14 protein-coding genes are annotated in these 14435 nt (G+C 54.2%); all 14 read right to left on the bottom strand.

Annotated features, from left to right (window positions below; genetic code table 11):
- Window positions 1–16: 16 nt before the first annotated feature.
- The 14 genes from K0F75_RS03115 to K0F75_RS03175 all read right to left on the bottom strand — a co-directional run bounded on the left by K0F75_RS03115 (window position 17) and on the right by K0F75_RS03175 (window position 14434).
- Window positions 17–823, bottom strand: coding sequence for a glycosyltransferase family 2 protein (locus tag K0F75_RS03115; protein ID WP_219060841.1), 807 nt, complete (start codon window positions 821–823; stop codon window positions 17–19).
- A gap of 14 nt (window positions 824–837) precedes the next feature.
- Window positions 838–1194 (bottom strand): EamA family transporter, encoded by a 357-nt coding sequence (locus tag K0F75_RS03120; RefSeq protein ID WP_219060389.1) that lies wholly within the window; start codon window positions 1192–1194, stop codon window positions 838–840.
- Entirely contained in the window at window positions 1191–2030 is an 840-nt protein-coding gene (locus tag K0F75_RS03125) for a sugar phosphate isomerase/epimerase (protein WP_219060390.1), read from the bottom strand. Before K0F75_RS03125 ends, K0F75_RS03120 begins: the two co-directional genes overlap by 4 nt.
- On the bottom strand, window positions 2027–2875 hold the full coding sequence (locus K0F75_RS03130; RefSeq protein ID WP_306823017.1) for a pyridine nucleotide transhydrogenase: 849 nt from the start codon (window positions 2873–2875) through the stop codon (window positions 2027–2029). Before K0F75_RS03130 ends, K0F75_RS03125 begins: the two co-directional genes overlap by 4 nt.
- Complete coding sequence (locus K0F75_RS03135; RefSeq protein ID WP_219060391.1) at window positions 2823–4313, bottom strand: hypothetical protein; 1491 nt, start codon at window positions 4311–4313, stop codon at window positions 2823–2825. The genes K0F75_RS03130 and K0F75_RS03135 overlap by 53 nt, the downstream gene beginning before the upstream one ends.
- Window positions 4297–5286, bottom strand: coding sequence for an FAD-dependent oxidoreductase (locus K0F75_RS03140; protein ID WP_257604251.1), 990 nt, complete (start codon window positions 5284–5286; stop codon window positions 4297–4299). Before K0F75_RS03140 ends, K0F75_RS03135 begins: the two co-directional genes overlap by 17 nt.
- Window positions 5270–5404, bottom strand: a complete 135-nt coding sequence (locus tag K0F75_RS25565) for an FAD-dependent oxidoreductase (RefSeq protein WP_257604252.1) — start codon at window positions 5402–5404, stop codon at window positions 5270–5272. Before K0F75_RS25565 ends, K0F75_RS03140 begins: the two co-directional genes overlap by 17 nt.
- On the bottom strand, window positions 5404–6435 hold the full coding sequence (locus tag K0F75_RS03145; protein WP_219060392.1) for a glycosyltransferase: 1032 nt from the start codon (window positions 6433–6435) through the stop codon (window positions 5404–5406). Before K0F75_RS03145 ends, K0F75_RS25565 begins: the two co-directional genes overlap by 1 nt.
- 590 nt (window positions 6436–7025) lie before the next feature.
- Window positions 7026–10283 (bottom strand): glycosyltransferase, encoded by a 3258-nt coding sequence (locus tag K0F75_RS03150; protein WP_219060393.1) that lies wholly within the window; start codon window positions 10281–10283, stop codon window positions 7026–7028.
- 301 nt (window positions 10284–10584) lie between these two features.
- Window positions 10585–11316, bottom strand: coding sequence for a bifunctional 2-polyprenyl-6-hydroxyphenol methylase/3-demethylubiquinol 3-O-methyltransferase UbiG (locus K0F75_RS03155; protein ID WP_219060394.1), 732 nt, complete (start codon window positions 11314–11316; stop codon window positions 10585–10587).
- A gap of 2 nt (window positions 11317–11318) precedes the next feature.
- Window positions 11319–12098, bottom strand: a complete 780-nt coding sequence (locus K0F75_RS03160) for a phytanoyl-CoA dioxygenase family protein (protein WP_219060395.1) — start codon at window positions 12096–12098, stop codon at window positions 11319–11321.
- Window positions 12098–12655, bottom strand: coding sequence for a GNAT family N-acetyltransferase (locus tag K0F75_RS03165; RefSeq protein WP_219060396.1), 558 nt, complete (start codon window positions 12653–12655; stop codon window positions 12098–12100). The genes K0F75_RS03160 and K0F75_RS03165 overlap by 1 nt, the downstream gene beginning before the upstream one ends.
- Window positions 12652–13632: a hypothetical protein gene (locus tag K0F75_RS03170; RefSeq protein WP_219060397.1), complete on the bottom strand. Its 981-nt coding sequence runs from the start codon at window positions 13630–13632 to the stop codon at window positions 12652–12654. Before K0F75_RS03170 ends, K0F75_RS03165 begins: the two co-directional genes overlap by 4 nt.
- The gene (locus K0F75_RS03175; RefSeq protein WP_219060398.1) at window positions 13625–14434 is read right to left on the bottom strand and encodes a WbqC family protein; all 810 of its coding nucleotides are present in this window, start codon (window positions 14432–14434) and stop codon (window positions 13625–13627) included. The genes K0F75_RS03170 and K0F75_RS03175 overlap by 8 nt, the downstream gene beginning before the upstream one ends.
- Window position 14435 lies beyond the last annotated feature (1 nt).

Below are 14435 nucleotides of genomic sequence, written 5' to 3' on the forward strand. Positions count from 1 at the left end.
CTGCACTGATTACAACCTACGGGTTGTAAGCCCCAAAACAGGCTCGAAACAGCACCTCAAGCACCGACAGGTTGCCCTTGACGCTGCTGATTTTGGTTGGCACTTCGCCTTTGGGGTAACGCCTCACCGTCGGTAGCTCGACGCAGCGATAACCCAGCTTCGGTGCTCTATACGAAAGATAGGCGAGCAGCTCGTAGGTCATGAACACATCGCGGAATATCGCCACTTTCGGGTCTAACAGTAATTTGCGGCTGTAGGCACGGAAGCCCTGGGTGGTGTCTGTCCATTTAAAACCGGAAGACAGGCTCAGCATTGGCGCATGGATAAAGCGGATCGCGAAGTCTCGCGATTTAGGGGTGTTCTCTGCGACACCTCCCGAGACAAAACGGGACGCCTGGACGAAGTCCTCGCCTTGCTTGAGCGCGTCAATGAAGCGAGGTATGGCCTCAGGGTCGTCCTTGTCGTTACCGTCAATCGTGACGATGCCCTCATAGCCTTGGTCGAGTGCAAAGGCATAAGCGCAACGCAGTTGAGCGCTTAGTTTTCCCGGAGCGGTCTTGAGCAGCAGTCCCCGCACACCGACCTGTTGCAGCGCTTGCAACTCAAGCGAGCCATCTGTGGTGCCGCCGTCCACGATAATGATGTCGGCAATCCCGTGGATGTTGAGAGCCGCCATCCTGGCCAGCAGGCTCTTGATCCGTTCACCTTCATTGATGACCGGAATCACCACGCACCAAGGGTGCTGACGGCCGAGCCATAGTGGGGTTTCAAAGGAAGGTACTTGCCAGGTCTTACGCGCCGCAGACGTTATATCGGTAGGCATCATTGTGTTTACCATCAAGCGACGCGCGCTGTAATCAGCGCTACGCCAGCAATTACCAGTAGAATTCCTGCCCCTGTGGTCCAGTGGAAGGGTTCACGAAAAATCAGCACAGAAGACAACGCCACGGTCGCCACTGCCCCGGCGGTCAGCACTGGGTGCGCCACATTTAGAGGGAGGCGAGCCAACGCTGCGGCATAGAGTAGAAAGGCGCCACCGTACAATCCGAGGCCCAGCCAGAACGGCCAATTACTCAGCGCGCCCAGTGGGTCACTGAGGGACGGAAATTTGCGCGGCGGCATCATGGCCATCTTCACCAGCACGCTGGCGGAGGCATTGGAGAGAATCCCGACAAGCAGGATGAGCCACTTCATACGTTGCCCCCCACGCTATGCCTACGGTAATGCTGGATCGCCACGTTCAATGCTCGCTCAATCGACACTGCATGTGGTTCGTCCTTGGTCGCGAGCATCTCGATGGTCACAACAGCAGGGTTGGGTAGATAGCGCTCAAGGGCCGTCACCATCAGCCCATGATCCGTGCTGCCATCCCCCAGAGGAAGCAAATCGGGCTCGCTGGCATGCACATGCCCGATAAGGGCGGCGCAGTCTTGCAGCACCAGACAGGGATCTTCGCCATTGATGGCCAGCGCACCAGTGTCCAGCTGCATCCTGATGGCGGGATGATCGACCTGCTTCACCACCAGGGCCGTTTCAGCGCTGCTGGTCATGAAGTTGGCGCCATAACACGTGGGATTAGGCTCAAGACAGATCGTCACACCATGGGTCTGAGCGATGTCCCCCAACTGTCTGAAGAAAGGCACCGCCAGGTCCAGTGTTTCCTGGTCATCAAGCCCGGTGCGATCACGATTCTTTGGTGAGCCAAAAACCAGGCGTGTAGCGCCCAGCCCCGAGCCAATACGGCACACGGCGTCCAGGTGTTTCAAAAGTGCGCACTGGCTTTGGGCTGAACCAAATACATTCAGCCCGGTGGTGCCGAACAACAGCGCCTGCATCCCGGTGATGTCGATCCCTCGCTTGGCCCACCAGTCTTTGACCTGAGTAATCTGCTCATCCGTAGCGTTGGCGGGAACAGGAAAATACTTGCCGGGTGCGACATCGATCGCATCAACCGCAAAGCGCTGAAGGAGCGTGGCGATGGCCTCATCTTCTGCGGTGTCCCACGCAATGTTGGAAATAGCCAACCTCATGCTTTCGCTCCCGCATCGACTTTGATCGTGAGCGGCTCGGACTGAGCGTAGGCCCTGACCGCCTGCAGCGTTTCACGGGCGCTGTACTGATAGCGCCCGGCGGCCCCAAACACGTGAGCATGCTTGGTCTGCATGTCGTAGGTCGCTGCCGGGGTAGCCAGGGCATTCGTGAACGGCCTGCCGAACCCCCGTTGTGACACATCCGCCACACTGATCGGCTCTGCGGTGAGGTGAATCAACTTCAAGCCAGCGTTCAGCGCGATTTGAATGTCGTACCAAAGATTGACCATCGGGTAAAACTGGAAGATACCGCGGCTATCGATGGCCTGAAGATTGTTGTTATTCAGAAAGTCGAAGATCACGTTCTTGCGTAGGCCCGGCCCGACAAGCCCAGGCAGACGGACGATCAAATGATTGGGGAAGTGGCTTTCGACAAACTTCTCCAGCTGCCGACGATGCAGGCCATAGGCGTGCAGGTCCGACTCATTGACAGGCGTATCCTCATCAACGCCTATGACGGTGCTGAAGACGTCGACCGTGCTGATCAAAATAAAGGTGTTGCACTGAATGGTTTTCAGGTGGGCGATCAGGCCCTCGATTTTCTGCCGATCCGCTTCAGGTTCGCGGTTGGCAATCCACTTTTGGGCGGGCGCGCCTGCGCAGACGATGGTATTAAACGAATGGCCTTCAATATCGCCTATAGTGGTTGATCGATAAACCGACTCAAAGACAGCCTGCTTTGCAATCGTAGAGCCTACAAATCCGCTAAACCCAATCAAACAATTGTTCATATTATTCATGGTCCACCCGGCAGTGCATACGAAGCAACTCGGCATTGTGAACATACAGAACCGAGGTGTACTGACAATCAAATGTATTGATTTCAGTTTCAATCTCTGCGGTAATCCCCTTGTTATCGTCCTGGCGATCAAGGTGCGACAGTAATAAGTAAAACTCACCCGCGGGCCTGAGTTCAAATAACGTCCGGATCATTGAGAAGAACGTTGTCATCTCCATGGCCGGGTCCCGGGTCTGCGTCGTTTCGTCCAGTACACTTGTATAGTGATGTTTTTTTAGCCGGTCATCCAGCCGTAAATAATATTCAAGAGAAGGTTGCGCGTCCGGGTAAACTAAAATGTTGCTGGGTTCCATTTTTGCGAGGTACTCGTACAGGCTATTATTGGCCGTGTATTCATAATTCTCCCCTGTAAAATTCTTGTAACACGCTTTGCCTGCCTGAAGGGCCAGGACAACAAACAGAATCCAACCCAGCACTTTAAAAGTCTTGGCTGGGCTTGATGTGAACTCAAGGATGGCGCAGCTGGAAATAACCAGGCTGAAGGGGATCAGCCAAATCACATGTCGGGGGTAGGTGGCGGGATAAAAACCAAAAATTTTGCCTGCCACGACAACACACACCAGCGCGCAAAAAAATAAATTCAGCCTGAAAATAAACCCTCTGTTATTGAAGGTGAACAGTGCAATGCTCGACAGGCAGGACGTGATGAGCAGGGCTTTTCCGTAGGCCCCCAGTATCGCGTCCCCCAACGATTTCATTGACACTAAAAGAGATTTACCCCCTCCGTACTCAGCGTAGTTACTCAGTTGATAGATGGTCAGGTGTTTCATGTAAAGGTACGAGAAGGCCACGCACGCAGCCGCGCATAAAAACGCAACTATTGTTGTGTTGCGTCGGGGGAGTTCTCTGTTCGCCAGGCACCAGAGAAACGCATAGCCTAATAGTCCTCCTGAAACGATAAGCGTGGAAAACCCGATGAGGCTGATGACGGCCGAAATTAAAAGGGCCCAAAAAATATTTTTATGTTCTTCAGCCTCCCATATCGCATAGATAGCCAGAAAACTCCCGCTGACTTCAAGAAAGTAGTATTTGAGCTCTGTCACGTGAAAACCGGAAGAAAACGTATTTCCGATGATCGCCACCAGGAAAACAAAAAGACCCCACTTGTATTTCTTGAACAGGAGGCAGACAGGCAAAATCATTAATACCGACGCGGCCAGTACCGACAGCCTGAGGGGCTTGATGTCATAGTGGAAAATCGTCATCACCGCCTTAAAAAAAAACGAAGCCGGTACGGGTTCTGCCTGGTCGTAATAGGGCAGCGGTGTCATGAAACCACTCAGTGTATTGACCTCTATGATGTTTTTCAGAAGCATGGCTTCATCAAGCCATATCGACCGGGACGCCAACGATAGAAAGATACTGACCAAAAAAAGCAAGGCGATGCCCGTGCACAGTGTGGGTAGATCAAAATACTTCTTCATTCATCTTCTCCAACACATCATAAATATTGTCAATCTTTCCCCCCAGCACTGAATAACAGCCAGGTAACGCTGCGTGCTTCTCAAAAAGAATGGGCCTCCCGTCATCGCCTTCATTCTTCACCAGCACCGTTTTGACTTCGAATAATGAATCGACATGCTTAGCCTTGAGTACCGCCGGGACATACCTGCCCACGTCCCTGACCATACGATCGACGCGGGTTGCGCGTTCGTGATGCTCGAGTTTTTCGTAGGGATCGATCCCTTGCTGATCGGTCCAGTGCAGGTGTGGGGTGAAGCGGACGTGGGAGAGCGTATGCAGTCCGCGGGCGGGAAATGGCATCATCGAAAAGAAAGGACCGTCCATCACCGTAATCCCCAAACCGTCGAGAGGTGCAGGCATCTGCATCAGGGCCATTTCGGTGATTTCTTGTTTCAGACCCGTTTGCACGCCGGGGAAGTCACCCTTGAATTGGTTGGTGCCGCTGTAGGTGCAATTAAATACATAACGGCAGGAGATTAACGCTGGGGCGCTGCCCTCGGTTTCTGTGACGACTTGCAGCGTTGCGTTTGGCCCTTTCGAAATCTCCGTTGCGCGGGTCTTGTAGTGGATCTGCACACCGCACTCTGCCAGCTCGCGCTCAGCCCAGCGCGCCAGTTTGGTGGAGTCGAAAGCGTACTCTTCGACCAGGAACACATTTTCGATGAGGCGTGGTTCAAACAAGGCTCGCACCACAGGGGCTGCTGGCTGAACCTTGGCGCCAATGTCACGGCAAAATCGCTCGAACTGTTTTGCCGTGACCTTCGAGTTGTGGCGGGCAATCGCGTAGAGTTTGATGAAATCCTGCGTTACCGCTTCGGGCCAGTCATGCACGAATCTGGGCAGGTTTATCCGGCTGCGATACGCGGTCGTGAAACAGCGAGGGTAGTGATAGCCGTTGTGCACGCGTGCCTGATTGTTATGCGAGGCACGCACGCTCTACCAGCATGATGCGCTTGAGGCCTCGCTGCTTCGTCAGGTAAACCGCGATGGCCGAGCCATAAAACCCACCGCCAATAATAACCGCATCGTAGTTAGGGTCGACACTTGGCATCAGGACATTTCCCCCCGGGCCAGGTTTGTCGTATTGGCGGGGGAGGACGACACCTCTTCGATATTCAGTTTGTCGAGTCGCGTCATGCGAGCGCTGGTGAACTCTTGGGCCACATGGTAGAGCGGACCTTCATTCGAGAAGCTGGCCATGTTCAGGATGTATTCGCCGAGCACCAGAAGCACGAGTGATATCAGGAAAAACATGCCCGACTGTTGCAGTGAAAGGCTAATCCAGCCAGGCGCGACGTCGGTTTTAAAAAATCCGATGCCGACCACATAGCCGCAGTAAACAAGGTTAACGATGGCGCCAAACAAGGAGAGTGCTGTCACAAGACGCATCGGCGCACGCGTGGTCGACACAAGCAGGCGTATGCCACGGTCGATGCTGTCTCCCAGTCGCTTGGGACGCTGGAATGTCGGCGACGCGCAGTAGCTATAGCTGAGGTGAGAGCGCGCAAACCCACCCGTAGCGGGCAGATGGCGATAGGTCATCGCCGGCTTGGGATGCTGAAGAATGAAGTTAATCACTCTTTTGCTCAGGATGCGGTACTGCGGCGCCTCTTTGGCGAGATGGATGCCATTGAACCAGTGGTAGAGCATATGGAACACGGCGAAAGCAGCCCGATAGGCAAGGCTTTGCGCAGGCTTTTGCTCGTTACTGACAAAAACCACATCAGCGCCGGCAATCGCTTTTTTGAGCATTTCCGGTAAAAAATTGATGTCGTCTATCATCGGATCAATGACGGCGACAAAATCACCCAGTGCATTCTCCAGCCCGACCCATGAAGCAGTGTCGACATCCACCTCCTTGGTCAGTGCATAGACCTGCAGATTGGCAAATCCATCTTCGCCCGTCAGGCGCTTCATGACGGAAATGCTGTCGTCGTTCGATGCATTGTCAACAATGATCAACTCATAATCACTGACGATGGAGGCAATCACCGAGGTTGCCTCAAACAGAATGCTTTCAATGCGCTCTGACTCGTTGCGGACAACGAAAACCACCGACAAAAAACAGGGGAAAAATGCCATTTTAAATTCCCTTTAAAAAGTCAATAACCCTTGAACGCTGCTTGGTACGCCACACGCAGCTCCTAAGCGTAAGCGGGATCAAATCAATGTCGTTGGCCTGGGCACTCTTAATGCCGACGCATTGGCCAGTCTTGAAGGCTAGAATTGCCGCAAGGGCTGACGGCAGACGAACGTCATGCCAGGTGTTCTGAATGAGCCGAAGCACAGCAGGAGGTTGTCGAGATGGAATGCTTGAGAGGAGGGGAGGGCGGAACGTCAAATTAGTCACAAGAAAGTACCCCTGACTGCTTGCTAGATGTTGTTCAATCCAGAAAACAAAAAGGTACCAACGCGTGAACGCTGCACTTTTTCATGGCGTTATGCTACTGAGGCAGGCTAGACCAGAGGCCAGCAATTCGCTAGGTGAACGCTGAAAAAGACTTTAAAAGTTGGGGGAGGGGAGTGCCATTCGCGCTGAATGGCGGAGCCCTGATGTTCCTTTATATGACTTTAATGCAGGAGCAGGGCTGGCGCATTTTTGAGGTGCGGCAGCCCATGTTGCGGATATTGCTCAGAAAGAGGGGCAGTCCGGTCCTGCCCCATTATCAATGTCAGTCAGGCAGCCATGCGTCACGCCACACCACAGCGTTGCTCGCATCCAGCATCCATTCACTTAACACCTTGGTGCGCAATTCGCCACCCAGCCTGGCCGAGGCAGCCTTATCGTCCAAGTGGGCATGGATCGCCTCTAGCCAAGCTTGCGTGGTGTTCTGTACCAAGGTCACTGGCAGGTCACCTTGATAGGCGCGAACGTCGCTGCATATCACAGGGAAGCCGCAGGCGCCGTACTCGATGACACGCAGATTGCCTTTGCAGTCGTTGAATAGGGTTTGCTCGAGTGGTGCCAGAGCCAGGTCCAGATTCAGGCTCGCCAGAGCGGCGGGATGGCGAGAAAACTCAATGTTGCCGTAGATTTCTCGAGCGAATGCACGCAGGTGCTCGGGGCATTTGCCCATGAGCACCCATTCCACATCGTTGGCGAGTTGTTTGATCACGTCTTCGATCAAATGCAGATCGACATCCGTGACGCAACCCACTCTAGGTTTTTTGCCGCGCTGGCGCTCGGCACTTAAACTTTGCCACAAGTGGGCAGGTAGCCGGTTTTCTACTATGCGGATATCAGGGTGCAAACCCGCAAACAGGTCCGCCATGTAAGGTGTGGATACCACAAAGCGATCAACGAAACTTAATCCTTCTGCTAATGCTTTCATCACGTCTGTGGGCAACTGCATACAGTAGGTATGTCGAGTCGGCAGATTGAGAAGGTCATCATCGAGATCGTAGACCTTGAATGCGGGGGAAAACGCTTTCACGCGCCGCATGACTTCAAGGCGTTCATCGTTAATGTGACGGTGCAAGACTATTACGTCGGGGCTGTAGCGTTCGAGATCCACCACCGACAACGGCGCCTGGCTGGTAAAACCGTCTATAAGACCTGCATCACGCATTGCCTCAAACGGCATGATAATCCGATAGTTACCTGACTCCATGGTGTCGGCAGGATGAGCCAATACCACAGGGAGCGGCCGCCACGAGAGCGGCCGCCAAGTCAGGTTGGCATTGGTTTCCAGTCCAAAACCACCGCCATTGAGCGACAGGTTGCGATTGTAGGCAGGGTCTTTAGCCAATGTCGGCAGCCATTTGGCATACATAGCATCTTGTTCTTGGACGAAACGTTTTCGCTTCTCGTCAAAGTTTGGGGTGGCAGCATTCTGGCTCACGGATCCTTCGTGTAAAAGTAGGGCGTGAGGCGTCCAGACGGTCAGGTAGCCCAGTGCGCCTACCTTGAGGCAAAGATCAACATCGTTATAGGCGACTTTGAACGCGCCCTCGTCCATGCCGCCCACTTCCTCATAGACCGATTTCCGGATCATCATGCACGCAGCCGTCACCGCGCTGTAGTTCTGATCGAGTACTCTGCGTTGCATGTAGCCAGGAGCGCTTCCGGGTTCGCCAATGAAGGGATGATCGGCGGGCCCCCTCAAACCGGTTATCACACCCGCATGCTGGATCGTCGCATTGGGGTATAGCAGTTTTGCCCCGACGATACCGACTTCGGGGCGAAGGGCATGGTTGAGCAACTTGTCCAGCCAGTCGTCACGCAGGATCGCTGTGTCATTATTGAGTAACACAAGGTATTCGCCACGCGCTTCGCGCACGGCCATGTTGTTCATGGCCGAGAAATTGAACGGGTTTGGGTAGCGCAGAATCCTTATTTTCTGCCCGCCGATAGCTTCCATGTTAGCCAGCCATTGCCGCGCTTCCGGAGTCTGGCTGCCGTTGTCGACAATCAAAATTTCGTAGTGACTATAGGCAGTTTTTTCCAGCAGGGTTTCGACGCACCGTTCGAGCATAGGCAATTGATCCTTGGTCGGGATCACGATCGACACCATCGGTTGTTCCGTATGCCCATACTGCACGTGGTAGTGCCTTGATGGCGACTCAATCACTTCACTTTGCGGGTATCCGCGAGCGATCAGGTGACGCTGTAGGGTGGTTATTTCATCCGGGTTGTTTTCAAGCGTCGGGCTGTTGCAGACCAGCAAGGGCTCTCCAACATGACCGATGCCGTCCAGACCGTCACGCTCAATCATGCGCAGTATTAAATCGAACTCCAGGGCATGCGGAAGCTCGGAATTGAGTCCGCCAGCCTCAAGCGCATACTGGCGACGGAAAAGCCAGTGGCGAGCCATGCTCACGGGGAAACTCAGCAGGTAATCCAGATTGATGTCGGGGCGAAGGACCACCCCGCGATTTTCTCCGTAGCGGTGAATTTCATCGAAATAGACCATTCGACAATGCGCCGCTCCGGGTAGCTCAAGTTCCAGCATCAGTGTGCCGTTACTCAAAAACTCATCGCCGGCGTTGAGTAAAATAAACCAGTCGCTGCTGTCCGACTCAAGTATTGCGTTGAGCTGCACAGCCAGCTCGTGAGGATAAGGTAGCCATTCGATATCGGGGGATACGTCATCGGGAGGTGTTTCTTCGCTCAGAACGACGGAGCGTAGCCGGGTAGTTTGTGACTGCCAATTCGCCAGGCTGCTGAGGGTGGCCTGCAACGCCTGACTATCACCGGATGCATGCAGTACGATGGCGGTGATGCTGGTCTTGTCCTGAAGGATTCGTCGGCGTTCGGCGACCAGCTGTGATTGCATGGGGGTAAGCGTTCGCGCCTTAAGCCAGTCTCGCAAGGGACGGGAATGTCCCGTGTCCTGATAGTGCTTGACCGCTTGTTGGGTTAGCGCAACGAAATGCTCGAACTGGCTCCAGAAAGTGGTTTCGATGTCCAGCCAACGTGCTCTGGCGTCGAGTACTGTAGCTTTGGCGCGCTCGTATCCGCCCGGCTCGTCATACATTGCTGATCCTGCCTCGCCGAAATGCTCGGTGAAGGGCAAGGTTTCGATGTGACCGCCTTTGAGGTAGATAACCGGGCAACCGCAGAGCATTGCCTCGGTGCAGGTGGCTGAGATTTCGTAGGAGTAAAGTACGTGCGCAGTTTTGAAAACGTCTGCCAGTTGCGACAACGTTTTGGGGTTGGACAGTGAGAGGATTTCAATGTCGGCGGGCAGCAGCGAGAAATCCACATTATTCACAGCGTAACGATGCAGGTACAGGTAGCTCTTGGTGCGTACAACTGGGTCGGAGGGGGGTGAAAATAGCTCCGAATCGATGACAGGCAACGTGAGCATATTGGTTTGTATGCTGTCATCCCGAAAGTCGTGGGCGTAGTAAAAGAACAGGTCATCCTCCGTAGCCTCGACCGAGTTACCCGTCAGGAAGCCTTCACGGTTCAGGATGTAGCGCACCACCACTGGGCCCGATAACGGGTTGCCTTCGATTACTTCTGGATAAACCGTGATAGGCGTCAGGCCGGCCTCTTTATGCCGATTGATGATCTCGTAGTTGAGGATCGGCGTACGCAGGCTCGGGTTTACAACGTCGCACAGAGTGACATAGGCTTCATGCCCGGCAATATTGAGGGCGTGACACAAATAATGCAGCACGCAAACGCCTGATGACGTTTCTCGGTAATTCGGCGCGTAAATGTAATAGGGGCTCGGCGTTTTACGGTGCAGATTGCGACTTGTCATACGGTACTCACTCGGCTGATCAGGCGTGTTCACAGACCACAAAAATGCTCGCGCACAAATCTGGGTATTGCCGGCCCAAGGTGTAGCAGCCATCCATGAATTGATCATCGATCAATTGGGTTTCCATGGCCCTGTCTAGTTGGAAGTTAGCCAACGGTTTGAAAAATACGCCGCCTCGGTGTTTGATCTTCCAGCCCGCCGAGTGAACTTCCTGCTCAAGCGTATCCTGTGTGTAAGTGATGCGATGGCCGTGCAGTCGTTCACCTTCGGTTACAGCACTGACGTGATCGATCAATCCCATCGCCACGGCGATTTGACGTGAGGGGGCATTGGCGTTGGGCACTGCGATGAACAAACGCCCGGTGGGCGTCAGCCAGCGAGAGATCCGCTGCAGTACGGTTTGCCGATCATCAAGGTGTTCAAGGGTGTGGATCAAAAAAATGTTGTCGAAGCGTGGAGCAAGTTCCGCGGTTTCGAAGGTGCTGCATACAAACTCCACCGACGGGGTGACCCGGGCTCGGGTAACTTCGATCAGCTCGCTGGCTGCTTCGATAACGGTTAAGTCAGAAAAGCGTTCAACGAAAATTTGGGTAAAGTCACCCTCAAAGCAGCCGAGCTCCAATGCCGGTCCATCGCTCAGCCAAGGGGAAAACGTATCCATCATATATCGACGTAGCCGCGCATCGAAGTTGTAGGCGTAGTGACGGTGAGCGTTATCCTGGAACTCGTTGTTATAGTTGCGTGTGGACATGGCTATCCCTGACTCTTTCGGTAGAAGCGCTGATCTTCAGGCTGGTACCACTCGTGAAGGTTGGAAGGCGTTCGGGCATACCAGCCCAACAGTTGCTGTAGCGTAGGCGCTTGCGCTTCGCAGAAGTCTTGGCCGAGCGCGCGACAGTAATCGAATTGCTGTTTGAAAAAACTCCGGGTGAACGTCAGCGTCAGGCAGCGACGCGGCCCGGAAGTCTGGTTGATTCCTGCGGCATGCCATATCCGCGAATCGAATAGATAAATTGAGCCGATGCCGCCCAGCGCTTTAATCGCGTGGGCATCGAAAGTTGCGTCATCGGGCTTTTCGGGTGACCGGTGAGAGCCAGGCAAAAAGAGGGTTGGCCCGTTATTGGGGACGAAGTCGTCCAACAAGACCAGTGCTTGCGCCATTTGCATGGACTCGCCCGACCAGGAGCGCACATCACGATGGACGTTGCGCACATAGGCGTTGGTCGAGCTGAGGTTGTTCAGGCCACCAAAGGAGTTGAGTACGGCCGCTCCACCCAGCATGTGCTCCAGAAGGTCGAGAATCCCCCAATCCGAAAAATGTCCCAGCAGATCGATGAAGCTATTGTCGCGCTCAAGAATATGATGAGCGGTTTGTTCAGTGCGCTGAGTAATGTTGTTTTCCAGCTGCACATGTCGGCAACGCTCGATAGCTGTGGCCAAGTCGTCTTGCAGTCGGCTGAGCAGCGTGGCATCTATCAAAGACGGCAAACTGACGAAGCCTTGTTCGTTCAAAGAGGTCCAGATTTCTTTCATCAGTGCTGTCCTTGTCGGGTCGCATGCCATTGCCTGTAGTCGTCAGCGGTGACGCCAAGCAAATAGCGATCCCAGCGTTGCCCCTTGCGGTAATACCACTGGCGCTGCCGGCCCTCGATTTTCCAGGGGGTCTTGCGGGTATAGGTGGCCAGGGAGGCTTCGTTATACTCGATGATGGTGGTCGCCAGACGGCTCAAGCCTAGCTCGTCGAATGCATAACGCATCACTGTCGCAATCACCTCCGCTCCGTAGCCTTGGCCACGCAGAGTTTCGTCGCCGATCATCATGCCGTGCTCGGCCGTGCCATTCTTCCAGTCGATGTCGACAAGGTTGGCCGTTCCGATCAGGCCATGCTCCTTGACTTCGATCCCAAAGCGCTGGTTAAGGGGGTTGTCTTTGAGGTTCATCAGCCATTCACGTTGAGCCTCTCGGGACGTTGGAAAATGCCAGCCACCCAACATAGACCACAGTGCCTCGTCATTGGACCAGGCGTGGAGCAGTGGCAGGTCTTCCATTTCCAGGGCCCTGAGTAAAATTCTTTTACCGCGGATGCTCATGATGTCCCCATAGCGAGATGAATGATTGACGCTAGCCGGTCCATATCATTGAGGCCGTAGCGTTGATCGATCGGCAGCGGTAGCAGGCGTTCGGCCCAAGACTTTTCCACCAAGGGTGTCGTCGGATCAACTGCGACTTCATGCCAATAGCCAGGCACATAGACTTTCTGACGCAACAGCTCTTCGCGCAGCGCGATGGTTGAGCTTAGGGAGTTGGTTAGCAATGGATAGCACAATGCAGGCGTAGGGGTCGCTGGCCACGTATCGAAACTATTGACCGAGTCGAGTGTGTTGCGCAGGTGCGTCAGGTTTTCTGTCCGACGGGTTCTGATGTTTTCGTAATCAATGCTGTCGAGTAGCCGTGCGGTGCTTTTCGACATGCTTTTCAGGCCTTCGAGCCCTAGCGCTTCCTCGATTTTCAGAAATGCCGAATAGTGCGTCTGAGGCTCGTCGACGAGGCGCCCCAATAGAGCCTGGAAACGACCTTCGGCGGTGCCCTGCTCTGGCATGCTCAACGGGTCGGGTCCATTGACCAGCCAACCTCCGTCCGGCACCCCGACGAATTTGCGCGGCGAATACAACGTAGCAACATCGTTCACCGGCAATGAGAATAGCGCTTGCGAGTTATCGACGATCAGCCGGGCTCGGTAACGAGGAACCAGAGTGTTCTGGATATAGGCCGTTTTCAGGCCGAAGTAGTCGACATATAGCAGCCTGTCGTCCGTGTCCAGTTCCGGGTACTGCAGCAGTTCAAGTGTATCGGACAGGCTATAGCGAACGACTTCGACGCCAACGGTCTTTGCGGCATCAGGCATGACTGCGCAGAGGTAATGTGGCATGAACACCCGGCGGACGTTGCAAGCCAGCAACAAGGCTTTGAACGCTGAGCGAGCCGAGTTGAAAGCGTGCGCAGTGGGATAAGGGTTGCAGCCACGTTGTAGCTCCATCTCGAAATACCCGCCTATTGCCTCAGCCACGCGAGATCACTCCCTGTCTTGCCCAAGCCGCAACTACCTGTGGCTCGTTGAACATCAAGGCATCGAGGATTGATAGACCAGGCACAAATGGCTTGTCTCGTTGCTCATAGGGTGTCAGAGACGGAGTAAGCATTTCCAGGGCTACGCCAGCCTTGGAAAAATCAGTGGCGTGATAAAGTTCTCCCCCTGCTACGGGGTTCAGGTAACGGGCTCCGCCTACAATCCTCAACAGTTCAAGTACTCGATCCTGTCCCGTCAAGTTGGACGGGGGCATGAGTTCGCTTGCTTTCAGAATCGGGGTATTCAGTTTCAGCAGGCCGCAGCACGAACGCAGCACATGTTCATTGAGTTCGGCGATATTCTCGGACGGCCGACTCAGTAGCGCTTCAAGCCAGGCCAGCATGGGTCGTACATAAGGAGCACGACGGTAGGCAAAGGCGAGTTTATTGAGTACCGATCCAATCTCGAAATGCGAAGCGATGCGTTTGTCCATGATGAGTTGGGTATGGCTGCTTTTCGCCAAGGGAATACCGAACCACTTGGGTTGGCCGTCGAGCAGGTACCGATTGCGCTCAATCCAGCCGTTTTTGATGAACTGTACATTGTCATAGATGATGAAGCAGTCTGCCGCTGCGATCAGTTGGAAGTAACCCAGATAGGGCAGAAAGTACGGTTGCATCAGCGCTACTCGACCCTGTAGCAGCGACGTCAGGTCTTGAGAATGAGGCGCGTAACGATGCGGTTGTTCGTACAGCTGCTCCCGCGTCTGGGCGGTGAAAGCTCGATGTGTGAGGTACGACACG

Origin of the sequence: Pseudomonas sp. UMAB-08 (genome assembly GCF_900095225.1) — a bacterium.
GTDB lineage: Bacteria > Pseudomonadota > Gammaproteobacteria > Pseudomonadales > Pseudomonadaceae > Aquipseudomonas.